Annotated in this window: 26 protein-coding genes; 15 read left to right on the top strand and 11 right to left on the bottom strand. The window is 61.7% G+C overall.

Annotated elements, in window-relative coordinates:
• The first annotated feature begins 12 nt into the window (after positions 1-12).
• Both ptsP and nagE read left to right on the top strand, forming a co-directional pair.
• On the top strand, positions 13-2,526 hold the full coding sequence (gene ptsP / locus L1073_RS02860; protein WP_246896748.1) for a phosphoenolpyruvate--protein phosphotransferase: 2,514 nt from the start codon (positions 13-15) through the stop codon (positions 2,524-2,526).
• Between the two features lie 59 nt (positions 2,527-2,585).
• Positions 2,586-4,265 (top strand): N-acetylglucosamine-specific PTS transporter subunit IIBC, encoded by a 1,680-nt coding sequence (gene nagE, locus L1073_RS02855; RefSeq protein ID WP_246896747.1) that lies wholly within the window; start codon positions 2,586-2,588, stop codon positions 4,263-4,265.
• A 164-nt stretch (positions 4,266-4,429) separates the two neighbouring features.
• Here nagE and L1073_RS02850 read toward each other — a convergent pair whose 3' ends face one another.
• Together L1073_RS02850 and L1073_RS02845 are read right to left on the bottom strand one after the other, a co-directional pair.
• Positions 4,430-5,053, bottom strand: a complete 624-nt coding sequence (locus L1073_RS02850; protein ID WP_246896746.1) for a LysE family translocator — start codon at positions 5,051-5,053, stop codon at positions 4,430-4,432.
• A 42-nt stretch (positions 5,054-5,095) separates the two neighbouring features.
• The gene (locus tag L1073_RS02845) at positions 5,096-5,401 is read right to left on the bottom strand and encodes a 2OG-Fe dioxygenase family protein (protein ID WP_246896745.1); all 306 of its coding nucleotides are present in this window, start codon (positions 5,399-5,401) and stop codon (positions 5,096-5,098) included.
• Positions 5,402-5,551: 150 nt separating this feature from the next.
• Here L1073_RS02845 and L1073_RS02840 point away from each other — a divergent pair, with 150 nt between their 5' ends.
• Positions 5,552-6,430 carry a LysR family transcriptional regulator gene (locus L1073_RS02840; protein WP_246896744.1) on the top strand — a complete coding sequence of 293 codons (879 nt, stop codon included), beginning with the start codon at positions 5,552-5,554 and terminating at the stop codon, positions 6,428-6,430.
• A gap of 352 nt (positions 6,431-6,782) precedes the next feature.
• Here L1073_RS02840 and L1073_RS02835 read toward each other — a convergent pair whose 3' ends face one another.
• On the bottom strand, positions 6,783-7,523 hold the full coding sequence (locus tag L1073_RS02835) for a dienelactone hydrolase family protein (protein WP_246896743.1): 741 nt from the start codon (positions 7,521-7,523) through the stop codon (positions 6,783-6,785).
• 290 nt (positions 7,524-7,813) lie between these two features.
• Between L1073_RS02835 and L1073_RS02830 the strand changes: the two genes are divergently transcribed.
• The 4 genes from L1073_RS02830 to L1073_RS02815 all read left to right on the top strand — a co-directional run bounded on the left by L1073_RS02830 (position 7,814) and on the right by L1073_RS02815 (position 11,358).
• Complete coding sequence (locus L1073_RS02830) at positions 7,814-8,368, top strand: DUF3833 domain-containing protein (protein WP_246896741.1); 555 nt, start codon at positions 7,814-7,816, stop codon at positions 8,366-8,368.
• Positions 8,365-8,940, top strand: coding sequence for a chalcone isomerase family protein (locus L1073_RS02825; protein WP_246896739.1), 576 nt, complete (start codon positions 8,365-8,367; stop codon positions 8,938-8,940). Before L1073_RS02830 ends, L1073_RS02825 begins: the two co-directional genes overlap by 4 nt.
• Before the next feature lie 103 nt (positions 8,941-9,043).
• A complete protein-coding gene (locus L1073_RS02820) occupies positions 9,044-10,306 on the top strand; it encodes a M20/M25/M40 family metallo-hydrolase (protein WP_246896738.1) in 1,263 nt (420 codons plus the stop codon).
• A gap of 251 nt (positions 10,307-10,557) precedes the next feature.
• Positions 10,558-11,358: a Cof-type HAD-IIB family hydrolase gene (locus L1073_RS02815; RefSeq protein WP_246896737.1), complete on the top strand. Its 801-nt coding sequence runs from the start codon at positions 10,558-10,560 to the stop codon at positions 11,356-11,358.
• A gap of 12 nt (positions 11,359-11,370) precedes the next feature.
• Here L1073_RS02815 and L1073_RS02810 read toward each other — a convergent pair whose 3' ends face one another.
• The 3 genes from L1073_RS02810 to L1073_RS02800 form a co-directional block, all read right to left on the bottom strand.
• The gene (locus L1073_RS02810; RefSeq protein WP_246896736.1) at positions 11,371-11,811 is read right to left on the bottom strand and encodes a universal stress protein; all 441 of its coding nucleotides are present in this window, start codon (positions 11,809-11,811) and stop codon (positions 11,371-11,373) included.
• A gap of 114 nt (positions 11,812-11,925) precedes the next feature.
• Entirely contained in the window at positions 11,926-12,969 is a 1,044-nt protein-coding gene (locus L1073_RS02805; RefSeq protein ID WP_246896735.1) for a YcjF family protein, read from the bottom strand.
• Entirely contained in the window at positions 12,966-14,357 is a 1,392-nt protein-coding gene (locus L1073_RS02800; RefSeq protein ID WP_246896734.1) for a YcjX family GTP-binding protein, read from the bottom strand. Before L1073_RS02800 ends, L1073_RS02805 begins: the two co-directional genes overlap by 4 nt.
• 221 nt (positions 14,358-14,578) lie before the next feature.
• Between L1073_RS02800 and L1073_RS02795 the strand changes: the two genes are divergently transcribed.
• From L1073_RS02795 to L1073_RS02765, 7 genes are all read left to right on the top strand, one after another.
• On the top strand, positions 14,579-15,046 hold the full coding sequence (locus L1073_RS02795; protein WP_246896733.1) for an SUF system Fe-S cluster assembly regulator: 468 nt from the start codon (positions 14,579-14,581) through the stop codon (positions 15,044-15,046).
• A 67-nt stretch (positions 15,047-15,113) separates the two neighbouring features.
• The gene (gene sufB, locus L1073_RS02790; RefSeq protein ID WP_246896732.1) at positions 15,114-16,556 is read left to right on the top strand and encodes a Fe-S cluster assembly protein SufB; all 1,443 of its coding nucleotides are present in this window, start codon (positions 15,114-15,116) and stop codon (positions 16,554-16,556) included.
• An 89-nt stretch (positions 16,557-16,645) separates the two neighbouring features.
• Positions 16,646-17,398 carry a Fe-S cluster assembly ATPase SufC gene (gene sufC / locus L1073_RS02785; RefSeq protein WP_246896731.1) on the top strand — a complete coding sequence of 251 codons (753 nt, stop codon included), beginning with the start codon at positions 16,646-16,648 and terminating at the stop codon, positions 17,396-17,398.
• Positions 17,395-18,732 carry a Fe-S cluster assembly protein SufD gene (gene sufD, locus L1073_RS02780; RefSeq protein ID WP_246896730.1) on the top strand — a complete coding sequence of 446 codons (1,338 nt, stop codon included), beginning with the start codon at positions 17,395-17,397 and terminating at the stop codon, positions 18,730-18,732. The genes sufC and sufD overlap by 4 nt, the downstream gene beginning before the upstream one ends.
• Positions 18,733-18,736: 4 nt before the next feature.
• Positions 18,737-19,978 (top strand): SufS family cysteine desulfurase, encoded by a 1,242-nt coding sequence (locus L1073_RS02775; protein WP_281505950.1) that lies wholly within the window; start codon positions 18,737-18,739, stop codon positions 19,976-19,978.
• Between the two features lie 10 nt (positions 19,979-19,988).
• Positions 19,989-20,552 (top strand): putative Fe-S cluster assembly protein SufT, encoded by a 564-nt coding sequence (gene sufT / locus L1073_RS02770; protein WP_246896729.1) that lies wholly within the window; start codon positions 19,989-19,991, stop codon positions 20,550-20,552.
• A gap of 72 nt (positions 20,553-20,624) precedes the next feature.
• A complete protein-coding gene (locus L1073_RS02765) occupies positions 20,625-21,317 on the top strand; it encodes a SanA/YdcF family protein (protein ID WP_246896728.1) in 693 nt (230 codons plus the stop codon).
• Positions 21,318-21,336: 19 nt separating this feature from the next.
• Here the strand turns inward: L1073_RS02765 and L1073_RS02760 are convergent, their stop codons facing one another.
• The 4 genes from L1073_RS02760 to L1073_RS02745 all read right to left on the bottom strand — a co-directional run bounded on the left by L1073_RS02760 (position 21,337) and on the right by L1073_RS02745 (position 24,301).
• On the bottom strand, positions 21,337-21,771 hold the full coding sequence (locus tag L1073_RS02760) for a hypothetical protein (protein ID WP_246896727.1): 435 nt from the start codon (positions 21,769-21,771) through the stop codon (positions 21,337-21,339).
• Positions 21,772-21,880: 109 nt separating this feature from the next.
• Positions 21,881-22,789, bottom strand: a complete 909-nt coding sequence (rimK, locus tag L1073_RS02755) for a 30S ribosomal protein S6--L-glutamate ligase (protein ID WP_246896725.1) — start codon at positions 22,787-22,789, stop codon at positions 21,881-21,883.
• A 33-nt stretch (positions 22,790-22,822) separates the two neighbouring features.
• Positions 22,823-23,260, bottom strand: a complete 438-nt coding sequence (locus L1073_RS02750) for an ATP-dependent zinc protease family protein (protein ID WP_246896724.1) — start codon at positions 23,258-23,260, stop codon at positions 22,823-22,825.
• Positions 23,261-23,263: 3 nt separating this feature from the next.
• Positions 23,264-24,301, bottom strand: a complete 1,038-nt coding sequence (locus L1073_RS02745) for a DUF3549 family protein (RefSeq protein WP_246896958.1) — start codon at positions 24,299-24,301, stop codon at positions 23,264-23,266.
• 255 nt (positions 24,302-24,556) lie between these two features.
• Between L1073_RS02745 and L1073_RS02740 the strand changes: the two genes are divergently transcribed.
• Positions 24,557-24,883 (top strand): YqcC family protein, encoded by a 327-nt coding sequence (locus tag L1073_RS02740; protein WP_246896723.1) that lies wholly within the window; start codon positions 24,557-24,559, stop codon positions 24,881-24,883.
• Between the two features lie 69 nt (positions 24,884-24,952).
• Here L1073_RS02740 and L1073_RS02735 read toward each other — a convergent pair whose 3' ends face one another.
• Positions 24,953-25,540 carry an OmpW/AlkL family protein gene (locus L1073_RS02735; protein WP_246896722.1) on the bottom strand — a complete coding sequence of 196 codons (588 nt, stop codon included), beginning with the start codon at positions 25,538-25,540 and terminating at the stop codon, positions 24,953-24,955.
• Positions 25,541-25,788 lie beyond the last annotated feature (248 nt).

Below are 25,788 nucleotides of genomic sequence, written 5' to 3'. Positions count from 1 at the left end.
GCCGGAGGCAACATGGCTTCATCCTTAGATATTCTGGCACCGGTGGACGGCGTCCTCGTCGCCCTCGACGCGGTGCCCGACCCGGTCTTCGCCGAGGGCACGCTCGGCGACGGCCTGGCTATCGATCCGCTGGGCGATACTCTGCACGCGCCCTGCGACGGCGAGATCGTACACTGTGCACGTACCGCCCACGCGGTGACGCTGCGCAGTGCGGGCGGCGTCGAACTGCTCGTTCATCTGGGGTTGGATACCGTCAATCTCGAGGGCGCGGGGCTCGAGCTGCTGGTCGAGGTCGGCCAGCGCGTCGCGGCCGGCGCGCCGTTGCTGCGCTTCGACGCCGATCAGGTCGCCCAGCAGGCGATGAGCCTGATCACGCCATTGATTATCGCCGAACCGGCCGGTTGGCGTCTGACGTCTCGCGACGCACAGCGCAGCGGTGACAGCGTGCGCCAGGGCGAGACGATCATGCGTCTTGAGGCGCCGCTAGAAACGACCGGCGTGGATACACCCGCGGCATCGGGCCCTCAGGCCACCCGCGAGGTGACCTTGGCCCTGGAGGCTGGGCTGCACGCGCGACCCGCGGCCCGGCTACGCGCCATCGCCCATGAGCAGAATGTCGAGCTCGAACTCGTCCACGGCGAGACGCATGTCGAGGCACGCAGCCTGAGCCGGTTGATGAACATGGGGCTGGTGGAAGGCGATCGCGTGACGCTGATCGCACGCGGCGAACGTGCCACGGCGGCGCTGGATGCCGCCGAGCGGCTGCTGAGCGAAGCCGAGGCCGATGATCCCGTGGCCAGTGCCGCCGAGCTGCCTACCGCCGAGGCCGGGGCAGGGCAGTTGGCCGGGCTCGTCGCCAGCCAAGGGCTGGCGGTCGGGCCGCTGCATCATTATGTGGCGGCGTTGCCTACGGTACCGCAAGCCGGTGACGATCCAGCCCGGGAACGTGTGGCGCTTGGCGAAGCGTTGGAGAGCGTCGGTCATTCACTCAAGACGGCGCTGGCGCAAGCCAAGCGCAGCGCACGACGCAGCGAGGCCGAGATCCTCGAGGCGCACTTGGCCTGGCTCGACGACCCAGCATTGCGCGAGGCCGCCGAGGGTTACATCGACAGCGGACGCAGCGCCGGGCAGGCCTGGAAGGACGCCCTCGATGACGAAGCGGCGCGCCTGCAGGCGACCGGCAATAAACTGCTGGCGGCGCGGGTGGCCGATCTGCGCGATCTACAGCGCCAAGTAATGGCGTGCTTGGGGTCGGCGCCGAGCGCCCCAGAGGTGCCGGCCGACGCCATTGTCATCGCCGACGATCTGACGCCCTCGGAACTCACGGCCTTGGTCGCTCAGCACCCGGCGGGCATCTGCCTGATGGCGGGGGGCACCACGTCGCACGTGGCGATTCTCGCCCGGGCTCGGGGCGTGCCGTGCCTGGTGGCGATGGGGGCGGCGCTGGAATCGGCCGAAGGGGAGATGGCGATTCTCGATGCCGAACGCGGCCTGCTCGAACCGCAGCCGGATAGCGCCAGCCTGGAGGCCATGCGCACGCGCATCGCGGAACGCGAGCAGGCTCGAGGCGCCGCCCGCGCGTCGGCAAGCCAGCCGGCGACGACCCGTGACGGACGCACTATCGAGGTCTGCGCCAACGTCGCCGGCGGTGCCGAGGCACTTATCGCCGCCCAGGAAGGCGCCGACGGTATCGGCCTGCTGCGCAGCGAATTCCTGTTTCTCGATCGTGACAGCGCGCCGAGCGTCGACGAGCAGCGCGATGAATATCAGGCCGCGCTCGATGCGCTGGGCGGTAAGCCAGTGATCGTACGTACGCTGGATATCGGCGCTGACAAGCAACTCGACTACTTGCCGCTGCCTAGCGTTGCCAATCCGGCGCTGGGGGTGCGCGGCATCCGCTTGTGGGCAAGTCATACCGAACTGCTGAATAGCCAATTACGCGCCTTGCTCGCGCTTGAGCCACTCGACTCGCTGCGCATCATGCTGCCGATGGTCAGTGGCGTCGGAGAGCTGCGGGCGTTGCGCCAACGGCTCGAAACGCTGGCCGGGGAGCTCGGCGTGAGCCGATTGCCGCAGCTCGGCGTGATGATCGAAGTGCCGTCGGCTGCACTGTGCGCTGCCAGCCTCGCCGCCGAGGCCGATTTCCTGTCGATCGGCACCAACGACCTGACCCAGTACACCCTGGCCATGGACCGTGAAGACCCCGGACTCGCGGCACAACTCGACGTGCTGCATCCAGCGGTATTGCGGCTGATCAAGACAACCGTCGAAGGTGCTGCCGGACGCTGCCCAGTAGGTGTATGCGGCGCCGCTGCCGGTGATCCGCTGGCCTTGGCCGTGCTGGTGGCACTGGGCGTCGACGAGCTCTCGGTGGAGCCAAGCCGCGTGCCGGCGGTCAAGGCCGCGCTGCGTGAGCTAGACGCCGCCGCACTCGCCGAACAACTGCCGACCTGGTTGGAACTGGACGACGGCGCCGCCGTGCGCGAGCGGGTCAAAACCTGGCTGGAAGTACCGGTCGCTGCCTGACGCGCCTGATGTTCTGGGCAACAACATTCTGGACAACAACAAGAGTGGGAGAAACGATCATGCAACTCGATATCATGGGGGGCCTGCAGAAGCTGGGTCGCTCGCTCATGCTGCCCATCGCGGTACTGCCGGTCGCCGGCCTGCTGCTGCGAATGGGACAGCCGGACCTGCTCGACATCGCCTTCATCGCCAATGCCGGCGACGCGATCTTCGCCAACCTGGCGTTGATCTTCGCCATCGGCCTGGCGGTGGGCTTCGCCAACGACAGTAACGGTGCCGCCGGGCTGGCGGGTGTCGTCGGTTATCTGGTGCTCGATGCGGTCCTGCATACGCTCAACGAAGACATCAACATGGGCGTGTTGTCGGGCATCATCATCGGTACCGTGGCGGGCCTTCTCTATAACCGCTTCAAGGACATCAAGCTCCCCGACTACCTGGCATTCTTCGGCGGGCGACGCTTTATCCCCATCGTCACCGGGCTCGCCGCGGTCATCCTGGGGATGATTTTCGGGGTGATCTGGCCGACGGTGCAGACCGGCATCGATACCCTCGGCCAGTGGCTGATCGATGCCGGTGACCTGGGGCTCTTCGTCTATGGCGTGCTCAATCGCTTGCTGATCGTCACCGGGCTGCACCATGTACTCAACAGCTTCGTATGGTTCGTGTTCGGCAGCTTCGACGGCGCGACCGGTGATCTCAATCGCTTCTTCGCCGGTGACCCCAGCGCGGGCAGCTTCATGGCGGGCTTCTTCCCGGTGATGATGTTCGGCCTGCCGGCCGCGGCGCTGGCGATGTATCACGCTGCGCCCAAGGGACGGCGTGCCCAGGTCGGCGGCTTGCTGTTGTCGCTGGCGTTGACCGCGTTTCTGACCGGCGTGACCGAGCCGATCGAGTTCACCTTCATGTTCCTGGCGCCGTTTCTGTACGTGTTGCATGCGCTGCTCACCGGGCTGTCGCTGGTGATCATGAACCTGCTCGACGTCAAACTGGGATTCACCTTCTCGGCCGGGGCCTTCGACTACGCGCTTTCCTACGGGCTCTCGACCAACGGCTGGCTGATGATTCCGGTGGGGCTTTGCTATTTCGCGCTGTATTACGCGGTGTTCCGCTGGGCGATTGTGCGCTTCGATCTACCCACGCCAGGACGCGAGCCGGAAACCGCGGGCGCCACCAGCGCCCCGGTCGATCTTGGGGAGCGCGGCCCGGCCTTCGTGCACGCCTTGGGCGGGGCGGCCAACATGACCAGCGTGGGCGCCTGCACCACGCGTCTGCGGCTGGTGCTCGTCGACGACAAGGCGATTGACGAACCGGCGCTCAAGCAACTCGGCGCACGTGGCGTGTTGCACCTGCGCGGCGGCGGCTTGCAAGTAATCCTGGGTCCGATAGCCGACGGCGTCGCCGACGAGATTCGCGCGGCCATGAAGGCCGAAGGCGCCGCGCCCAGTGAAGCGCCAGCAGTCAGCGAGGGCAACGGCTCGGATGCAGCCAGCGTGGTGCGGCTGAGTGCCGAACAGCTCGACCACTGGCTGACCGCGCTGGGCGGACGTGGCAACGTCCAGGAAGCCACCGCCGTGGCCATGACCCGTCTGCGACTACGCCTCGCCGACGCCGCGAATCTCGACGAAGCCGCCCTCAAGACACTCGGCGCGCAAGGCATTCAACGCATCGACGGCGGCCTGGTCCACGTGTTGCTCGGCGAACGCGCCCCCGGCATCGCCGCCAGCCTCGGAGGTCGCTGAAGGCACTGTCGCGTGAAAGCTGTTCAACTTGGCCGGGCAGCAATGCCCGGCTTTTTTGCGGTGCGCCAGGCATGGCGCACCGCGTCTTGATTGGCGCTGTTTCTGATTCAGGAAGTTCCCCGCACGCTCGGCGAAGACGCTGTCTTGCGAAAGCGGGCCCAGCCCTATGGGGAGATCATGTACACGGCGATGCAAATCAAGATTATGCCAAGGATTCGCTCTATCCATGGCTTGAGGTGCCAGATGGTCGATAGCAGCCGTGGTGTTGAAAGCCAAAAGGCGACACTGCTAAACCACGCTAGATGTGCCAAAGAGATAATCAATCCGCAAAGTATCTGAACAGTTATTGGAGTCGATGGCTGAATGATCTGCGTGAAAATGCTTAGGAAGAACAACGTCGTTTTCGGGTTCAGGGCATTACAAAGAAAGCCTGACCCGAAAGCCGAACGGTTGGTAATGTCAGGTTGGGTGGTTGCAGTCGATTCCTGAGTTTTAGCCGATGCGAGGCTTTTGATTCCGAGATATACCAGATAACTGGCCCCGATCCAGCGGATTACTTCATATACCTTGGGCAAGCTTGTGATCAGCAACGCAACGCCGGTGATGCAATAGGCCACGTGTAGCCAGACAGCCGCGGCTATGCCAACGCTTGCCCAGAGACCGGCGCGACGTGAGTAGACCATTGCATTTCGACTGATCAAGGCGAAATCCTGACCTGGGCTTATCGCCATTCCTACCGCGATCACCGTGACCGTACCTAGCAATGGCGCGTAATTGAAATCGATCATAAAACGTCACGCGGCGCCCGATAGCGGGCGCCGTCTCTCCTATTAGGACTGTTTGCGAAAGGTCACTACCAGCATGTCGCGCACTGCGGGGGCGGCCTGATCACGGGGTGTGATCGGCGTCACGCCATGAAAGACCTGCTCATCGTTGACAATGGCTAGGTCGAGCGGCATATCGAGTGTGAATGACTCAAGCGGATCCTGAGCGAGGTCGTAGATCGTGGATTCGCCACTGGCCATATTGCTGTGTCCTACCATGGCCATGATCACGAAATTCACGCCGTCACGATGGATACCCTCCGGAGTTGGTTTGCCCACGACATCAGCAGTGGATTCTTGCAAAGTCGTCACGATTGTCCTCCTCGTTCAATAGGTTTGATGGGAGCCTGGACCTGCTCGCAGAAAACAAGTTGGACAAAAGGACAGGTGTTGAGAAACGACTAATATTCACTGTGATGAACTACTCTTACTCAACTTCGAGCCAGAATCAGGAAACGCCGCATGATTCGATCACTTGATGCGTTACGCGTCTTCGTCGAGGTCGCTCGGGCCCAGAGCATGACCGTGGCCGCTGACCGATTGTTCGTGACACCCGGTGCTGTCAGCAAGCGGGTGCGGGAATTGGAACGGGACCTTGGGGCAACGCTCTTCGACCGAGAACACCACACAGTACGTTTGACGGCCAAGGGTGCTGAACTCTACCGCGTCAGTCAGAATCTATTCGACACGCTTTCCAGCGCACTGACGACGTTCGATCAGGACGTTGATACTGATATACCCCTGGTGGTGTCTTGTGAACCGACGATCACCATGCAGTGGCTTATACCGCGCTTACCGGATTTCTACGCTCTGCACCCGAATATCACGCTTCACCTGCTTGCTGCCGGCGGGCCGGTGGATTTCCAGTCGACTTCCATTGATCTCGCGCTCCGACGAGACGATTTCTCCTGGGGGCCTGGCGTATTCGCATGCCGGGTTGCCGATGAGATCACAGGTGTTGTGGCCTCGCCGTCGATGGCGAATTCAGATCGCGAAGTGGTGACAATACTTCACACGGCTTCTCGGTCGTCTGCGTGGCGCCCGTGGCGTGCTCGTTTTTTATCGCAGGCGAGGATTGATCGAGAGCTTGAATTTGAACACTTCTATCTCAGTCTCAAGGCAGCGCGAGCCGGACTTGGGTATGCAATTGGCTCAATCTATATGGTGGCTGACCAGACGGTATCCGGAGAGCTTGAGGCGCCAATGGGGTTCATAGCGGACGGCTCTTCTTACTGGCTGCTGTCGGCGTCGTGTATCGAGTCGGATGAACGTAAGCGTGCGTTCTGTAGCTGGCTGATTGAAGCACTAGCGCAGACTGCAACCGCAGCGTCCGTCCAGTAGATCAAGGAGTAGGCGGGGGCAGATCTTGAATTTTCACATTGGTTCTTTCGAATAGTGATTCCGGTTCGGTGTGGTATGAGAGGGGCGGAGCTATCGCTTGCGCTCGTATGGGCCCACGTGTATTGCTGCATCAAGTTCTTTCCTCTCGGAGCCCGGCTGCCAGATGGTCGATCAGGGCGCGAACTCGCTTGGCCAAAGCCGCCCGGCCAGCCGTGGTCATCCTCGAAGACATCAGCGAAGCCACACGATGTTGACCGGTGAGCGCTCCTCCAGCCGTTCTCTCCGATCGGCTCGTGCCCTTTCTGCCAGACCCGGAGATACTTGAACTAGCTGAAGCGAGGAATCGCCCCTGTCACAACGTCTCTTCCAGAAGCAGGGCCAGTCGCTTGTGATGCAGGTCATCGGCGGCTGCATCATAGGAGGGGGCGTCCTTGGCGGTGAAGCCGTGGGCGGCGCCTTTGTAGAGTTCGGTGGTGAAGTGCACGCCGGCGGCGGCTAACGCTTCGTCCATGCGGGCGATCTGCTCGGGGGGTAGTAGCTCATCCTTGTCGGCGTGACCGAAATAGACGCGTCCTTGGATGTTGCCGGCCCCATGTATGGGGCTGTCCGGGTCGTCTTTCTCTGCGAGCCGGGCTGAGTGGAAACCTGCCGCAGCCGCCACGCGGTCGGCGTGTTCAGCCGCCATGCGTAGTGCGAAGGCCCCGGTCATGCAATAGCCGATCACGCCTATCTTGCCGTTCGCGAATTCGCCCTCGTTGTCGATGCAGTCCAGTAGCGCGGCGAAGTCGCGGGATTGTGCCTCGGGTGTGAGGCGGCCGGCGTATTCGAGCAGCGTCGGCCGCACGTCCGGGTCGCGGAAGGACTTGCCCTCCGGCACGACGGGCCCGCTTGCATCGCGGTAGTAAACGTTGGGCATCAACACGGCATAGCCGTTATCGGCGATTCGCTGGGCCTTCTCGTGATAGCAGGGGCGCAGGCCGCCGATATCGGTGAATAGCACCACGGCCGGCAGCGGGCCGTCGGCGCTCTCGGGCGTGAAGATATGCGCGTCGAGGGTGCCGTCGGCGGCGGGGATTTCGATAGGGCGAGACATGAGTAAGCTCCGAGTTGTCGAGGGCGAATGTCATTAGAGACGAATCTAACCGGAGACAGGCTAGGTTGACGAGCCCGTGACTCCCGCCGCGATGATCAGGTGCTTTTTCTACCGGCTTTTACTGACACCGCAGAGACCTGGAGAATACTCTGTCAATATCGACCACGATGTTGCTGAGTCGACCTTCGAGGTTTTTCAGCCTCTGATCGATGTGTATGACCATCTTGCCGATGCTGACTGATCTTGCATCAATTGATCGACATCGAGCTATAACCGCGAGGAACCATCTCATGATTCGACGCTCCATGGTGGCGACGGTCGTTGCCTTTACCCTGCTATTGGCGGGGTGCAGCAGCATGACACTCGAGCAGTTTAGGGGGACCCAGCCGGCATTCGCGCTGACGGACTATTTCGAAGGGAAAACCTGGGGGCATGGGGTATTTCAGAGCCGGGGCGGGGAAATCAAGCGTCAGTTCCGCGTCGAGATCGATGGTTACTGGGAGGGTGAGGAATTCGTCCTGGATGAAGACTTTGTCTACGATGACGGCGAGACCGACCAGCGCACCTGGCGAATCACGCCCACCGGCGAGGGCCGTTATATAGGCCGCGCCGACGATATCATCGGCACGGCCGAAGGCAGGGAAGTGGGGCAGGCGTTGAACTGGCGTTACGAGTTACGGCTGCCCTACGATGGCTCGACCATCGATGTCAGCTTCGATGATTGGATGATCCGTCAGAGCGAGAACGTGGTGATCAACCGGGCGACCGTGACGAAATTCGGTATCGAGGTTGGAGAGGTGACGCTGTTCTTTACCAAGTCTAATCCGGACGGGGAGTCGTCATGACGATACGCGCTGTTTTAATCGGTCTCGCTCAGGGATTGGCGTTGGTGGCGATGATCGGCTGCAGCGGTGGTTCGGCGCTCGCGGCGTCTTTTTCGTCGGAAGCATCGTTGGGCGATAGTGACCTCGCCTTGCAGGGGGCGGGCACTGCCAGTTATATGCTCTGGGATGTGTATGACGCGGCGCTCTACGCACCGGCTGACGCTAGTCAGGATGCGATCATCAATGCCGAGGTGCCGATGAGTCTGCTCCTCGAGTATCGGCGCGATGTAGATGTTGAAGACATTCGCAAGGCGACCAGGGCTGCTCTGGACGATCAGTACGAGAAGGAAGAACGCGAGGCGCTTCGTTCCAAGATCGAGGCTATCCAGAATGCAATGACCGATGTCACTGACGGTGACCGCTATCGACTCGATTGGGACCCGGACGTGCCACGACTGAGCCTGAGTCTGAACGGTGATACGCGCTTCGAGTCGGACGACGGCGAGCTAGCGCGGGTCTACTTCGGTATCTGGCTGGCCGAACCACCGCTTTCCGACGAGCTGCGCGCCGCGTTGCTCTCACGAACGGAGTGACGCGCCGGATGCGTAGAGCATCGTGATGTTTGGCTTCAATTAGTGGCCTGACATCTGCCAGACTAGTCTTCTATAGATACTGAATTCACAAAGAGTGAGCGCAATGAGCGAGAAGAACCAACCTTGGAACCGGCCGATGCAGGATCAGCAGTTCAAGCTGATGCGCGAGATCCTCGACGCCCCCAGTCCGGTAGGGCTGGAGGGCGCGATGACCTATGGTGTGCTCAAGCCACAGTTCGAGTCGTTCGCGCCCAGCGACTGGCACCTGCACCAGTATCAGGGCCATGCCGGCGTGGTGTTGGATACTCATCCCGGCCGCGACGACATGTTCAAGGTGATGCTGATCGGCCACGCTGACAAGATTCGCATGCAGGTGCGCTCCATCGGTGATGACGGCAAGATCTGGATCAACAGCGACTCTTTCCTGCCTACCGTGCTGATCGGCCACGAGGTCAAGCTGTTCAGTGAAGATCCCGAGAATCCCGGCAACTACCGGGTGATCCAGGGCGGCACGGTGGAGGCGCTGGGCGCCATCCATTTTGCCGACCCGGCGGTGCGCTCGGGCGAACGGGGCATCAAGAAGGAGCAGCTCTATCTGGATCTGCAGGTCCACGGCGAGAACAAGAAGCAGCAGGTCTTGAATCTCGGCGTACGCCCCGGCGACTCGATCATCATGGATCGCCCCATCCGTCCTGGCTTCAGCCCCGACACCTTCTACGGTGCCTACCTGGACAACGGCCTGGGTTGCTTCGTCACCAGCGAGGTCGCACGGCTGATCGCCGAGGCGGGCGGCACCCGGCAGGTGCGTGTGCTGTTCGCCATTGCCAGCTACGAGGAGATCGGCCGCTTAGGTAGCCGGGTACTGGCCGGGGAACTCGAGCCGGACGTGCTGATCGGTGTCGACGTCAATCACGACTATGTGGCGGCGCCCGGCATCGGCGACCGACGCATGCAGCCGTTGGAAATGGGCAAGGGCTTCACCATGGCGGTGGGCGCGATCGCCAGCGAGCAGCTCAATCGGATCATCGAGAGCACTGCCAGGGAGCACGACATTCCCATGCAGCGCGACATGGTCGGCACCGACACCGGCACCGACGGTATGGCCGGGGTGCTGGCGGCAGTGGATTGCGCCGCCACCTCGATCGGCTTTCCGATCCGTAACATGCACACCATCTCCGAGACTGGCAATACTCAGGACGTGCTGGCGGCGATCCATGCGCTGACCTATACCATCCAGGCGCTGGATGCCCTCGACGATCCGCACCAGGAGTTCCGTAATAACCATCCGCGTCTCGATCGAGCCACGCCGCTGGAACATCAGGGCTCGGCCAAGCCCGATGAAGGTGACGAGAATAGCTCGCTCTAGGCATTTAACTGTTCAGCATTTATCCGCCATGCGCCGCACGACGAAAATGCTGAACAGTTGGGCGACTCAAGGAAAAGCACGTAACGATCGACCACACTGGCGTTGGAGTCGTCGGTATTGCGCGTTCTGCATATGGGGCTGTCCGGTTGTGAGATGCACCTTGACCCACAGTACGTGGCGCTAACGCCAGTCCCCAACTCCAGGTCGATATGCGGTAACCTTGGGAGGTCGCGAACCAACCGGGAAGCCGCATGCAGCCTCATCTGATTGTTACGGATCTGGATAACACCCTGCTCAATGCCGAGCACGATCTCGATGCGTTGACCATCGAGACCTTTCAGGCACTGGCCGCCGAGGGCCATCGTTTTGCGTTGGCGTCGGGGCGACACTTTCACGACATTACCGCGTTTCGCCGGCGGTTGGGCGTGTCCGCCTATATCTTGAGTACCAACGGTGCGCATCTCTATGCGCCCGATGATCGCTTGATCGCCGAGCAGTGGGTGCCGGCCGAGTTGGTACGGGCGTTGATCGAACTGCCACGCGATGCCGATATCCGACTCAATCTCTATACCGGCGACGAGTGGTTGATCGATGCGTCGGCCCCCGAGTTGAAGGCCTTGCACGCGCACACCGGTTTTCATTACCGCGTCGCCGATCTCGAGGCCCACGATGGCAATGGGGTGGGCAAGGTGCTGTGCATCGGCGATCCGGCTGCGCTGGCGTCGCTGGAGCAGAGCATCAGCGAGTCGTTCGGCACACGGCTTCACGTGACCTATTCGATGGTCAATTCACTGGAGATCATGGCGGAAGGCGTCAACAAGGGCGCTACGCTGGAGCGCCTCTTGGCGCATCTCGATCTCCCCGCTGAACGCTGTCTGGCGTTTGGCGACAACCTCAACGATGCCGAGATGCTGGCGTTGGCCGGTCACGGCTTCATCGTGGAAAATGCTCATCCCGAATTGGTGAGGCGCGTGCCTGACGCCGCACGCATCGGCCATCACCATCCTTATGGCGTTGTCTGGCAGTTGCGAGAGTTCTTCGCACTAACCTGAGTCTTCGGCGATTCAATGCACGCTGATCACGCGGCAGGAAGCGGTGTGCGAGACCTTGTGCGAGACACTGCCGACGACGAGCCCCGCGATATCGCTCAAGCCACGGCTGCCCATGACGATGGCATCGGCGTCGAGTGCCTTGGCTTGTGCGGTGATCACCCGTGCCGGATCGCCCTGATGCAATGAGCCTTCGACATTGGTGATGCCACGTTCGCGGGCGGCTTGCGTAGCGGCATCGAGAAGCTGTCGGCCGGTACGTTCGAGTTGCTCGGTGCTGGCCTCCATTGGCACAGCACCCACGCCCCACACGAGCAGAGTTTCGTGGGCCAGCGATTGGGGGATATGCAGGATATGCAGGCGCGCACCATCGGCGCTGGCCAGCGTGCAGGCGATATCGAGCGCTGTACTGGCTGCTTCCGATCCGTCGACGGGAACCACTATGGTCGAGAACATGGCAACCTCCTGGGGTGCTGGAATGAAAGTCGGCACTTGCGAAGCGCTTGGCGGCTATCGCGTGTGCACTCAATCTAGCCTAGTTGTCGAGTACTTGCCGAATCGTGATCTGGATCAAGACGACGTGGATTGTTGATTATCGCCCTGTGTTTCCAGCCGGCGCAGGCGTTGCCAGAGCTCACGGCGCAGATCGGCGAGGCGTGGGGCTTCGCCTTCGTCGAAGGGGATCGGGCGAGTCATGCCCAGCGTGCGCAGGCCGAGCCGCGCGGTGAGCAGCCCTGCGCCGAGCCCCTGGCCGGCGCGAGTGGAGAGCTTGCCGGCCACGTTCATCGAGAGCAGGTCCATCCCGGCATCCGTGGCGATCTCGCTGGCACCGGCGAAGGCCATGTTGTAGAGCACTGCGCGGAACAGACGCAGGCGGCTGGCGTAGCCCAATTCCAGGCCGTAGAGCGCGGCGAGGCGGTCGATCAGCCCGATATTGCGCCATGCCATCAAGGCCATGTCGAAGAAGGTGACTGGGCTGACGGCGACCATGACGGCGGTTTCGCCGGACATGCGTGCGATCAGCCGGCGTGCCTGGCGATCGCGCGGGGCCAGGAGATGATGCGCGAGCAGGGTGCGTGTTTCCTGGGCATCGTGGTGCGGCTGGTGGGCGGCTTGAAAGGCGCGCCAGTGAGGGTCGTCGTCGCCGAGTTGCATCTGGCGTCGCAAGCGCTCGGCGAGCGTCTGCATGTCCTGGGGCGTGGTCTCTTCCGAGGCGTCGAGTTGGTCACGCAATTGGGTGTGCCGTTTCAAACGCCGCAGACGCCATAACTCACGCAACAACGCCACGGCACCCAAGCCCAGTGCCAATAGGCCCAGTGCGCTCCAGGCGCCTGCCAGCCAGTCGCCCCCCAGAGTGGCGGTATACAGATGACGCGCCACTTCTACGCCGCCTAGTACTAGGGAGCCACCGAGTAGTGCCGTGAGCCCCCAGCGGCGCTTGCGGGGCTTGCCCAGGCTGGCCTCGAGCGGCACGTCTGGGGCGGTGTCCTGGGCGGCGAGCGGTTGAGAAGTGCTGTCTGGATGAAAGCGTTCTCCCGGTTCGGGGGCGGCCGTAAAGGGGGGCGGAGGCTCAGGGTCGACGCGAAAACGTTGTCCGGGGCGCGGCTCGCTCATGTCAATTTATCTCCAATCAGCCAGTCGAGCGCCGCATCCATGCGCACATGCGGCAGTTCGGGCGTGTCGCGAAGCGGGGGACGAAACGCCGTGAAGTCGAATCCCTGGCGGGCCCAGAAGCCGCGCTCGGGCAGGCGGGGCGGTACGTCGCCGGGGAATAGAAGCACATCTTCGCCATCCAGGGTGGTGCCGCGCAGGGCGGCACGACGCTGGCCGTTATTGTCCACTTCGCGTGGCTCGGTGGCACGCACCGCCGCCAAGGATAGCGCCTTTACCGGCACGTCGGCATAACGCAGGTCTTTGAGCGGCTCGGCGAGCAGGGACTCGAGCAGGGCAACGACGTTGGGGTGCTGTTCGGGGGTGACGTGATCGGCCTTGGTCGCGGCGATGGCGAGGCGGTCGATGCGCGGCGAGAACAGGCGGCTCATCAGGCTGCGCTTGCCGTAGTCGAAACTCCGCATCAAGGTGCTCAACGCCCGGGAAAGATCCTCGAAGCGTTCCGGACCGGCGTTGAGCGCGCCCAATACATCGACCAGCACGATCTGACGATCGAAACGCCGAAAATGCTCCCGGTAGAAGGGTTTGACCACGTGGCGGCGGTAATGGTCGAAGCGCCGCGCCAGGGTCTTGTAGACGCTCGTCTCGGGCAAGGCGTCGAGTTCGGGGCGGTTGGCTTCATCTACGCCGGGGAGCGGGAAAAATTGCAGCACCGGCGCATCTTCCAGGTCGCCCGGGAGTAGAAAACGCCCCGGCTGCAGGTCGGCGAAACCGGCCTCGCGGGAGGCGCGCAATGCGTCGGCGTAATGCCCGGCAATCTCGGCGAGCTGGCTTTCGTCGGCCTCGTCGTCGGGAGCCAGGGCTTTGGCGCTACTCAACCAGGTGGCGGCGAGGCGTTGGCGCTCACTGCCCATGGCGGTCTGCTGGGCTTCGCTCCAACTGAGGAAGTCGTGCTCGAGCAGGGGCAGGTCGAGCAGCCACTCACCGGGATAGTCGATCAAGTCGAGGGTCAGCGTTGCCGTATCGCCGAGCAGGCCCCGGGCCCGCCGCGTGCGATGCTTGATGGTCAGACGTAGCTCACTGATGCCCCGCGTGGGCGCCGGCCAGTGCGGTGGTGTGCCATCGAGGGAGGCCATGGCGGCGTCATAGGGAAAACGCGGTACGCCGAGGTCGGGCTGGGCGACGCGCTGGGCGCCCAGCAGGCGGCCTTCGCGGGCGGCGCGCAACAGATCGAGCCGTGCTTCCAGCCCTGCGTGGCGCAACTGATGCACCAGCGAGGTCAGAAAGGCGGTCTTGCCGGCTCGGGAAAGGCCGGTGACGGCGAGACGCAACTGGCGGTCGCGGCCGCGCTCGATGAAATTGTGCAGTTCCTGGGTCAAGTGACGTCGCATTGCAGTATCCGACTGAAGTTCTGCCTTGAATGTGCGGGTGAATCACGTCCAAGGCAAGAGGCGATAGTCTTCTCAAATAGTAATAATTGTCATTATTGATGCGAATGGTCGCTATCTTGACGCTAACATAGCGTTCGCAGCGGCGAACGCGTCGGCTCCCTTCACATCGAATCGATAGGGGACTAAAATGGTCCTCAATAGATGAATCGTGGAGTGAAGGCATGTTGAAGCTTTCCAGGCTAACCGACTACGCCGCCGTGGTGATGGCGCAGATCGCGCGTTATCCGGAGCAGGCACATGCCGCTACCGAACTGGCGGAAGCGGTTCAGTTGCCACACCCCACCGTCAGCAAGACGTTGAAGATGCTGGTGAGAGCCGGGCTTCTGGAATCGCGGCGCGGCTCGCTGGGCGGTTATCGGTTGGCGCGACCGGCGACCTTGATCACCGCTTCCGACATCATCGGCGCCATCGAAGGGCCGGTGGCGATGACCGAGTGCAGCCACGCCGATGGCGACTGCGACCTGGTCGCCACCTGCGGTGTCGCTGATAACTGGCAGCGTGTCTCGCTGGCGATTCGCACCTTGCTCGACAGCGTGACCCTGGCGCATCTCGCCCAGGAGTCACCGCTGAAACTGCCCGTTCAATTGCCCATACAGAGCGTGACCCTGGCGAGTCGCGCCGAGATTTGACTACACGATACCGGGGCTGTGGCGATGGCCACGAGCCGAGAGCATACCGCTCGGGAGGAGAGACACCATGGCAAGTCAGGAAATGGAAGAACTTGTCAGTCGCGAATATACCCAAGGGTTCGTGACCGACATCGAAAGCGATACCGTGCCGCCGGGGCTGGATGAAAGCACCATCGCCTTCATCTCGAACAAGAAAGGCGAGCCCGAGTGGATGCTGGAATGGCGCCTGGAGGCTTATCGCCAATGGCTGACGATGACCACGCCTTCCTGGGCACATCTTGACTATCCGCCCATCGATTATCAGGCGATCTCTTACTACAGCGCACCAAAGAAGGACGAAGATCGCCCCCAGAGCCTGGATGAGGTCGACCCCAAGCTCCTGGAAACCTACGAGAAGCTGGGCATTCCGCTGCACGAGCGTGCGGCGCTGGCCGGGGTCGCGGTGGATGCGGTGTTCGACTCCGTCTCCGTGACGACCACCTTCAAGGATAAGCTGGCGGAAGCAGGGGTTATCTTCTGCTCGATCTCCGAGGCGATTCGCGAGTATCCCGAACTGGTGCGTCAGTATCTGGGCAGCGTGGTGCCTCAGGGCGATAACTACTTCGCCGCGCTCAACTCGGCGGTGTTCACTGATGGCTCCTTCGTCTATGTGCCTGAAGGCGTCGAGTGCCCCATGGAGCTGTCCACCTATTTCCGCATCAACGCGGCGAATACCGGCCAGTTCGAACGCACGCTGATCGTCTGCGACAAGCGCGCCCAGGTCTCCTATCTGGAAGGCTGCACCGCGCCCCAGCGCGACGAGAACCAGCTACACGCGGCAGTGGTCGAGCTGGTGGCACTGGAAGATGCCAACATCAAGTACTCGACGGTCCAGAACTGGTATCCCGGTGACGAGAATGGCAAGGGCGGCATCTACAACTTCGTCACCAAGCGCGGCGATTGCCGAGGCGATCGCTCCAAGATCAGTTGGACGCAGGTCGAGACCGGGTCGGCGATCACCTGGAAGTATCCGTCCTGCATGCTGCGCGGCAAGGACAGTGTCGGCGAGTTCTATTCCGTGGCGGTGACCAACGGCCGCCAGCAGGCCGATACCGGCACCAAGATGATTCATATCGGCGAAGGGACGCGCTCGACCATTATCTCCAAGGGGATTGCCGCCGGACGCAGCGATCAGGCGTATCGTGGCCTGGTCAAGGTCGGTCCGCGCGCCAAGAATGCGCGCAACTTCACGCAGTGCGATTCGCTGTTGATCGGTGACCGCTGTGGCGCGCACACCTTCCCGTATCAAGAAATCGGCAACAACTCGGCGACCGTGGAGCATGAGGCGACCACCTCGAAGATCGGCGAGGACCAGTTGTTCTATTGCCAGGCGCGCGGCATTTCCGAAGAAGACGCCGTCAACATGATCGTCAACGGCTTCTGCAAGGACGTCTTCCAGGAGCTGCCGATGGAGTTCGCGGTGGAAGCCGAAGCGCTTCTCAATGTGACGTTGGAAGGGGCAGTCGGGTAACGCGCCCGATATACCGTCAGACGTACAGACAAGGTCTCAACCCATGTATCGGAGTCGCCGGGCGACTCGAACGCAAGCAAGGTACCAAGATGCTCGAAGTCAAAGATCTGCATGTCACGGTAGAAGGTTCGGAAATCCTCAAGGGGCTGAACTTGACCGTCAATCCCGGCGAAGTTCATGCCTTGATGGGCCCCAACGGGGCGGGCAAGTCGACGCTGTCGGCGGTGATCGCGGGTAAGGACGGTTACGAGGTGACCAGCGGCGAGGTGCTGTTCGAAGGCAAGAATCTGCTGGAAATGGAAATCGAAGAACGCGCACTGGCCGGCATTCTACTGGGCTTCCAATACCCCGTGGAAATTCCGGGTGTCAAGAACATCTACCTGCTCAAGGCGGCGCTCAACGCGCAGCGCGTCGCGCGTGGTGAAGAGGAAATTCCGGCACCGGAATTCATGAAGCTGGTCCGCGAGCAGTTGAGCTTCATGAAGATGGACGGCAGCTTCTTGCAGCGTGCGGTCAACGAGGGGTTCTCGGGCGGCGAGAAGAAGCGCAACGAGATCCTGCAGATGCTGGTATTGCAGCCCAAGCTGGCGATGCTCGACGAGATCGACTCGGGGCTCGACATCGACGCCATGAAGGTGGTCGCCGAGGGCATCAACTCGCTGCGTAATGCCGATCGCGCGATTCTCATGGTGACGCATTATCAGCGTCTGCTGGAACATATCGTGCCGGATCGTGTTCATGTCCTGGTTGACGGTCGTATCGTCAAGTCCGGTGACAAGAACCTCGCCCACGAACTCGAGGCTCGTGGGTATGAATGGGTGCTGGAGGAGTCCGCAGCATGAGTGCAGCACACGCTTTTCTACAGCGGTTCGGCGAGCGAGCCGATGACGAGCCGACCTGGGTGGCGGCACGCCGCCAGGCCGGGGCGGCACGCTTCGAAGCCTTGGGGTTTCCCACCAAGCGTGACGAGGCCTGGAAATATACTGACGTTCGGCGCATCGCCGAAGGCGAATTCACGCTGGCCGATAACGCCGAGCTCGACGAGGCGCGTTTCGCGGCACTGGGTATGCCATTGGATGCGCATCGCCTGGTGTTCGTCGATGGTGTCTTCTCGGCGGCCTTGTCCGATCTGGACGGTTTGCCCGAGGGCGTTTCCATCGAGCCCTTGACTACGGCGATGCGCACCAATCACGAGGCTATCGGTGGCGCCATCGGGCGTCTGGCGGGGGTCGATTTCTCGCCGTTCACCGCACTCAACGTGGCGCTTTCCGAAGAAGGTGCGGTCGTGCGCATCGGTCAGGGTGTCGTGGTCGACAAGCCGATCTATGTGGTCTTCGCCTCGCGCGCCAATGAATCGGCGCGGATGAGTCATCCACGCGTGTTGGTGATGGCCGGCGCGCGTAGCCAGTCCACGGTGGTCGAGCATTACGCCGGCGAGGCGGGCGCAGCCAACTTCACCAACGTGGTCAGCGAGGTCATGCTCGAACGCGGCGCCATCGTCGATCACTACAAGCTGCAGGAAGGTTCGAGTGAGGACCTGCATGTGGCGAGCATCCATGTCGAGCAGGGCCGCGATTCGCGCTTTACGTCGTTCAACTTGAACCTGGGCGGCGCACTGGTGCGCACCGACTTGGTCACGGATCTCAACGCGCAAGGCGCGGAGACCAATTACAATGGCCTGTTCTTCGTCCAGGGCCGTCAGCACGTCGACAATCACACCCTGGTCAACCACAACGCGCCGAACACTTTCTCCAACGAGAACTACAAGGGCATTCTCAACGACCGTGCCCGCGGCGTTTTCAATGGCAAGGTGGTCGTCAAGCGCGATAGCCAGCAGATCGAGGCGTATCAAAACAACGCCAACCTGCTGTTATCCGACCGCGCCGAGATCGATACCAAGCCTGAACTGGAAATCTACGCCGACGACGTCAAGTGCTCGCATGGCGCGACGACCGGCCAGCTCGACGAGGAGGCTGTCTTTGCATTACGTACGCGTGGCATCGACGAGCAGATGGCGCGCGGTCTCTTGACGCTGGCGTTCGCCGGCGAGGTGATGGAACAGGTGCGCCTGCCGGTCATTGCCGAGCGTGTCGAGCGTGCCGTGGCGGGGAAATTGCCCGAGCGCTTCAATCTTGCGGATCTGGTCGAGGTTTCCGACGCCCTTGAGGAGGCCTGAGCCCATGAATGCCTTTGCCGAGACGATGCTGGATGTGGCGCGTGTGCGTAGTGACTTCCCGATTCTACAGCGGGAAGTCCATGGCAAGCCGCTGATCTATCTGGACAACGCGGCGACCAGTCAGACGCCGACGGCGGTCATCGATACGCTGGACGATTATTATCGGCGCTATAACGCCAACATCCATCGTGGGCTGCATACCCTGGCTGACGAGGCCACGGCGGCTTACGAGGGCACGCGCGAGAAGGTGCGTGCCTGGCTGGGGGCGGCGTCGCATCGCGAAATCGTCTTTACGCGCGGCACCACCGAGGCGATCAATCTGGTCGCCAATAGCTGGGGGCGGGCCAATCTGCATCCGGGTGACGAGATCATCGTCTCGTTGATGGAGCACCATTCGAATATCGTGCCTTGGCAGATGCTGGCCGAGGCGCTGGACGTTACGCTCAAGGTGATCCCGGTCGACGAGCGCGGTGTGCTCGATCAAGCGGCTTACCGGGACATGCTGGGCGAGCGCACGCGTCTGGTGTGCGTCAATCACGTCTCGAATGCGCTGGGCACCGTCAATCCGGTGGCAGACATGTCGCGGGCGGCGCATGCTCATGGCGCGCTGATCCTGGTCGACGGTGCCCAGGCGGTGCCGCATCAGCGCGTCGATGTCCAGGCACTGGATGTCGACTTCTATGCGTTCTCGGGTCACAAGGCGTATGGTCCCACCGGCGTGGGCGCGTTCTATGGTCGTGAAGCCTTGCTCGAGGCCATGCCGCCTTGGCAGGGCGGTGGCGAGATGATCAGCCGCGTGTCCTTCGATAAGGGCACGGTCTACAGCGAGATTCCGCACAAGTTCGAAGCCGGCACACCGGCTATTGCGGAAGTGATCGCCCTGGGGGCGGCACTCGACTGGATAGCGGATACCGGCATCGACCTGATGGCGGGGTGGGAGCATTACCTGCTCGAACGTGCCACCCACAAGCTGAAGGAAGTCGATGGCCTGCGCATGATCGGCATGGCGCCAGACAAGGTGAGCGTGTTGTCGTTCGTGGTCGACGGCGCGCATTCCCAAGATATTGGCCTGCTGATCGACCAGCTTGGCGTGGCGATCCGCACCGGGCATCATTGTGCCCAGCCGGTGCTTGCCAGCATGGGACTCGACGCGACTTGCCGCGCCTCTGTGGCGGCGTACAACACGCCGGAAGAGGTCGATGCGTTCGTCGAGGCCTTACAGAAAGTCATCGCCATGGTGCGTTAACGGAGACGGCATGGATCAACTGCAAAGCCTCTACAAGGGGCAGGAAATGCCCTTGCAGCGCGATGTCGAGGCGATTTCGATTCCCTTCGGCAAGAGTGTGACCTTGACCGAAGATAGCATCGTCTCGGTCATGCAGGCCAAGGGCGGAACGGTCAGTATCGGCTTCGAGGGACGCATGTTCCTGCTTGAGGGGCATGACCTCGATGCCTTGGGGCTCGAGGCAGTGTCGCGTGAGTCCCTGCCCGAGGGGGCCAGTGACGAGGAACTCGAGGCCTTTATCTGGGCGCAATTGCGGACCTGTTTCGACCCGGAGATTCCGGTCAATATCGTCGATCTGGGCTTGGTCTATGGATGCCGTATCGAGCATCTACTGAGTGGCGAGACCATGGTGACCATTCGCATGACATTGACGGCGCCGGGATGCGGCATGGGCGAGGTGATCGCCGAAGATGCCCGACGCAAACTCCAGGGCGCCGCACAAGTGTCCAAGGTGCATGTCGAGATCGTTTTCGACCCGCCCTGGAGCCGTGAGATGATGACGGAGGAGGCGAGGCTGGAACTGGGCATGTTCTAGGGTTCTGAGCCTTCGTCGTTCTCTTTCTCATGGTGGGGCGTGTACGACGCCCCTTATTCGTTGGAGACCCGCATGCCGCGAGAAAACGGTCGCCGAGGGCTGACCCGATGGGGATGGCGACTGCTCAAGTGGTGTCTTGTCGGCATGATCTTCATGCTCGCCGTAGTGGTAGCGCTCAATATCTGGGTGTTCACCAAGACGGCCGGCCGTATCCATCACGATACGTTGATGTGCGCTTCCGAACCGGTCGGCTTGGTCTTCGGGACCGCCGAGGGACTGCGTGGCGGTGGCCACAATCCTTATTTCGCCGCACGCATGGAAGCCTCGGCGCAATTGCTGCGCCTGGGGCGTGTCCAGCACCTCCTGCTGTCCGGTGACAATCGCACGCGCTACTACAACGAGCCGGTGTCGATGTGGCGCTCATTGCGTGCTCGTAACGTCGATAGTGATGATATGACCCTCGATTATGCCGGTTTCAGCACCTTCGACAGCGTAGTGCGGGCGCGTCGGGTCTTTGGAGTGGAGCACGTGTTGCTGATATCGCAGGCATGGCATTTGCCGCGTGCTCTGTTCATCGCCGATGCCGTCGGTTTGAAGGCGCAGGGTTGCGCCGTGCCAGATAGCCGGGTCGGAGGAGAGTGGCAACTGTGGCTACGTGAATGGCTGGCACGCGCAGCGACCGTCGGTGATATCTATCTATGGGGACGGGTGCCTTACTTTCTCGGGCCGCCTGAAACGTTGCCGATCCGCAATAAGGAGGAATAACGGCGCCGATTATCAGTTGTCAGCGCTTGTGTTGCGCGTTGAGTTCGCGAATCAGCGCGCGGCAATTCTTCCAGCAGCGCTCCAGCGCCGGTTCCACGGCATCCGGGAGAGGGTGGGTAAATGCCGTGCCCATGGCCTGCATCAATACGCGTTCCTGCTCGAGCAGCTCGCCTAGCAGCACCTGACTGTCGTTGCCTACGAAACTCTTGATGCGACTCCACAGCCAGAGGTAGTCGTCGCGTTCGACATCGGCATCGCGTGGCAGAATATCGAGGTGTTCCTTGGCAAGTTTCTGCAGCTCGCGCATGGCCTTGCCGCGTTCTTCGTAGTGCGGCTTCAGACGGTCGCGCAGCGCGGGTCGCAAGCGCTCGAAATTGTCCTGGAAATAATCGAGACTGTCAGCCAGCGCTTCCAGCACGCTGTCCATCGCCACTTGGCGATTATCGAGAAACATGGGCGGTCACCTCCTCCGGTGACGCAAATTGTGCGGGTGGAAACAGCGTTTTGCTACCCCGGCGGCAAGAAAATTTCCCCCATGGCACGGCACAGGGCGGATGCCTCACTCAGCCCTTGGGTTTGGGAGGCGCCTTGCGCGGGGTAACGCCATTTTTCGCCATGTAGTCGATGATCTGTCCGGCGATATCCTTGCCCGTAGCGGTTTCGATGCCTTGCAAGCCCGGCGAGGAATTGACCTCCATGATCACGGGGCCGTGATTGGAGCGGAGTAGATCCACTCCGGCGACGCGCAACCCCATCGCCTTGGCGGCGCGGATGGCGGTGGAACGCTCTTCCGGGGTGATGCGGATCACGCTGGCGCTGCCACCGCGGTGTAGATTGGAGCGGAACTCGCCCTCTAAGGCCTGACGCTTCATGGCGGCGACCACCTTGTCACCGATCACCAGGCAGCGCACATCGGCGCCCTTGGCCTCCTTGATGTATTCCTGCACCATGATATTGGCCTTCATGCCCATGAAGGCCTGGATCACGCTCTCGGCGGCCTGGTTGGTTTCGGCCAGCACCACACCGATACCTTGCGTGCCTTCCAGTAGTTTGATGACCAGCGGCGCGCCCTTGACCATGGTGATCAGATCCGGAATATCGTCAGGCGAATGCGCGAAGCCGGTGATCGGCAGCCCCAACCCCTTGCGTGAGAGAAGCTGCAGTGAGCGTAGCTTGTCGCGTGAGCGCGTGATTGATACTGAGTCGTTGAGCACGTAGGTGCTCATCATCTCGAACTGACGCAGTACGGCACAGCCGTAGAAGGTCACGGAGGCGCCGATACGCGGCACGATGGCGTCGAACGGTTCGATTTCCTCGCCTTTATAGTGGATCGACGGCCGGTGTGAGGCGATGTTCATATAGCAACGTAACGTATCGACCACGCGGGCGGTGTGTCCGCGCTCTTCGGCAGCCTCGATCAGACGCCGCGTCGAGTACAGTTTGCGATTGCGTGAAAGGATGCCGATATGCATGGTCGTCTCCACTCGATGGCGATGCCGGTGGGATCAGGGCTCGCCGTGCAGGAAAGCCGCGCCGGGCGCGACCAGAATGCGGCGCAACGCGCGCCGTCCAAACAGGATGGGATGGCGCATGCTACGTCGGTCGGTCAAGGTCAGTTCGATGGGATAGTCGAGCCCGCCGAGCTGCATGTGCGTGCGGATGACATGGCGCCATTGCTCGAACCCGTTGGAACTCTTGACCTTGCGGCGGTCGTACAGCGGCAGCTCCAGTGTATGCGATGGGGCGTCGGGACCGCCGCTGCGTGTAATGAAACGTACCCAAAGATGTCCTTGCCGTTCGAACGTCTCGATGTCTTCGGCGTGCAACGCCGAGGTGCGCGCTCCCGTATCGATTTTAGCGCATAGCGTCAGGCCCAGCTCCGGCAGAGTGACCATTTCGCGCCGGCCGATGACGGCCTTGGCTTGATAGGGCAGTGCTTTCATGCATCAACGATCCAGTTTGGCCAAGCGCAGGCCGATAGGGGAATCGGCACTCGCTTGGCGCAGCGTCATTAATACCGGTAGGCGTAAGCGTGGCACCAGCGCCAGGTCACGTACCAGTGCGGTGAAGTTCGCTTGCGGGGTTTCCGCTAGGCGTGTGAGAAACTGCGGCAAGCGTTGCTCATCCTCGAGATGCATCCATCCGCGCGCGGCGATGGCGGCGAGCACATCGGGCCCACAGGCCGCCGGATCAGCGAGTAGCGTATCGTACCAGACGCCGACGCGTGAATCGCGACTACTGCCCAAGGCGCGAATCACCGCACACAAGGTTTCAAGATCTCCAGATCGCGCCGCCCGCTCGGCGCGTTCGCGAAGCGGCTCAACGCATGCCGAGGCCACGTCTCGGTGCTCTATACAGTAGCAAAGCGGTTGCAGGACCTCGACCGGCAGTGCGGGGATGCGCTCGGCGAGGCGTGCTTCTTCCACGCTTTCGAGGCGAACCACGAGATCGGCAATGCCTTGCAGACCGAGCATTTGCCAGTTGACGCTGGTGTCGGCATCGATCAGGTAGGCGTGGGCCATTGGATGGTGCTTGCTGGCCGGTTGGACAAAGTCTTGGGCGGCCAGGGCATGCAACATGGCTTGTTGCGTGAGCTCGGGAGTAAAGGCCAGGGGATTGTCGCGCATCAAGTTATCGATGTGCGGTGCGTCGTCGCGTCCGACGCTTTCCACCGTGCGGCCGAGCGTCTCGATCAGGCGTTCGAGGAAGGCGTCACGCGGCCCGGGGACCAGCATGCCTTGCTCATCCAGGGGCAAGGCCAAGAACCAGATCAAGGGCTCGCTCGCGGCATCGCGGCTGCCCAGGCGGAACGCGCACGCCAGGCGCGCCTGGCCATTCCAGGGCAGGGGCCAGGGGGCCGTTCCAGTTTCGAACTCGGTGAGCCTTGAGAATTCGAAAGGCGCGACGCGGCGTCCCATGTCGAAAAGGCGTACGTCCGCACCGGTGCGGTGGAAAAATTCACTGAGCGTGGTGATCGACTGCATGCTGCCTCCGGGATCGAGGCCGGCACTGTAGCGTTCAAGGATGGCGCTGACCAGCCCCAGGTTGGCCAAAAAATAAACGCTTGTGGCCAAGCGGCGTCATACATGGCCAAACGAAGGTTGTCCCACGTTTATCCACAATCCCGTCCCAATGAACTGTGGGTAAACGGTGCTTGGGGAGAAACGGCCTGCGAGGTGGTCAAGCGCCTATGGTGAACGCGATAATGGGATGGTATTTAACCCTTTCCAGGAGACGAGATGACCGCTCATGACGCCTTGATGAAGGCATTGGAAGACTTGGTCGCGACATTACGCAGTGTCGATATGTGGCGAGTCGAAGAGCCGTCCGCAGTGGCCTTTGCCAGCCAGCAGCCATTTTGCGTCGACACCATGGAGATGCCGCAGTGGCTGCGCTATGTCTTCGTGGCGAGGCTCGAAGAGTTGGCCGAGGCCGAGTCACCGCTACCGGCCTCCTGCGATGTCGCACCCGCCGTGGATACCTGGCTGAAGGACGCCTCGCCCAGCGTGCGTCGCGTGGTCACCGAAGCCGTGGCCGAGGTCGACCGGGTCGTTACCGAGGCGTGAGGCGCATGGCCAGACACGAAAATGCCGGGCCAGAGCCCGGCATTTTATCAACGTACTGACGCGTATTGCTTAGAAGCGATAGCTGAGACCGCCACCCACGGTGACCGGGTCCAGATCGACCGAACCGGCTGAGCTGCCATCGATGTCGACGTCGGAATCCACATCGGTGTAGCTGGCGAAGCCATTGAAGGCCAGATTCTCGGTCACGAACAGGTCGACACCCAGTTCACCGACAGCACCCCAGGATTCGTCCATATCGGCGCTTTGGCCGTTGGCGAGGTTTTCGCTGGAGAACTTGGTGTAGTTGACGCCGGCGCCAGCATAGGGCTGAACGCGCGAGTCAGTGCCACCCAGCGGATAGTATTGCAGCGTCAAGTTGATCGGGCGCTGCTCGAAGTCGCCATTGACGCCATTGGCCGAGAAGTCGTGCTCGAACTTTTCGCTGGAGCTCAGTGCGACACCCAGCTTGTTGTGGAAGAGGTAGCCGACGCTACCCATGAAGCCACTCTCATCGTCGACATGGCTATCATCGATATCGCTCTTGGCGATATCGCCGCGCACGAAGAAGTCGCCTGCATCATAAGCGAGAGCGGCTTGAGTACCGAAAGCGCAGGTGCCGGCCAGTACGAGAGCGGAAAAAAGTTTGGTCTTGGTCATGGGACACTCCTTTAGGTTACAGCGCCGTATCGAACGGCGTTTCCGTATCAACGCTTGTAGTATAGGAAACAGTGTTTTTTAAGTCCAGAAGAATTTTCAAACACTGTTTCTTTCCGTCTGATGAGCATGATTCACCATGGTGGGCGAGTGCGGCACCATGCGGGTATCGTGGCATTGCAATGATCGAATTCGCCAAGCGGGTAAAAAACCTCTTAACTGCCAAGTGAGCTCATTGTGAAGGAGTGCGT

It is taken from the genome of Chromohalobacter nigrandesensis (assembly GCF_023061285.1).
GTDB lineage: Bacteria > Pseudomonadota > Gammaproteobacteria > Pseudomonadales > Halomonadaceae > Chromohalobacter > Chromohalobacter nigrandesensis.
The sequence above is the reverse complement of the archived record's forward strand: the minus strand, read 5'-3'. Positions and strand labels throughout refer to the sequence as shown.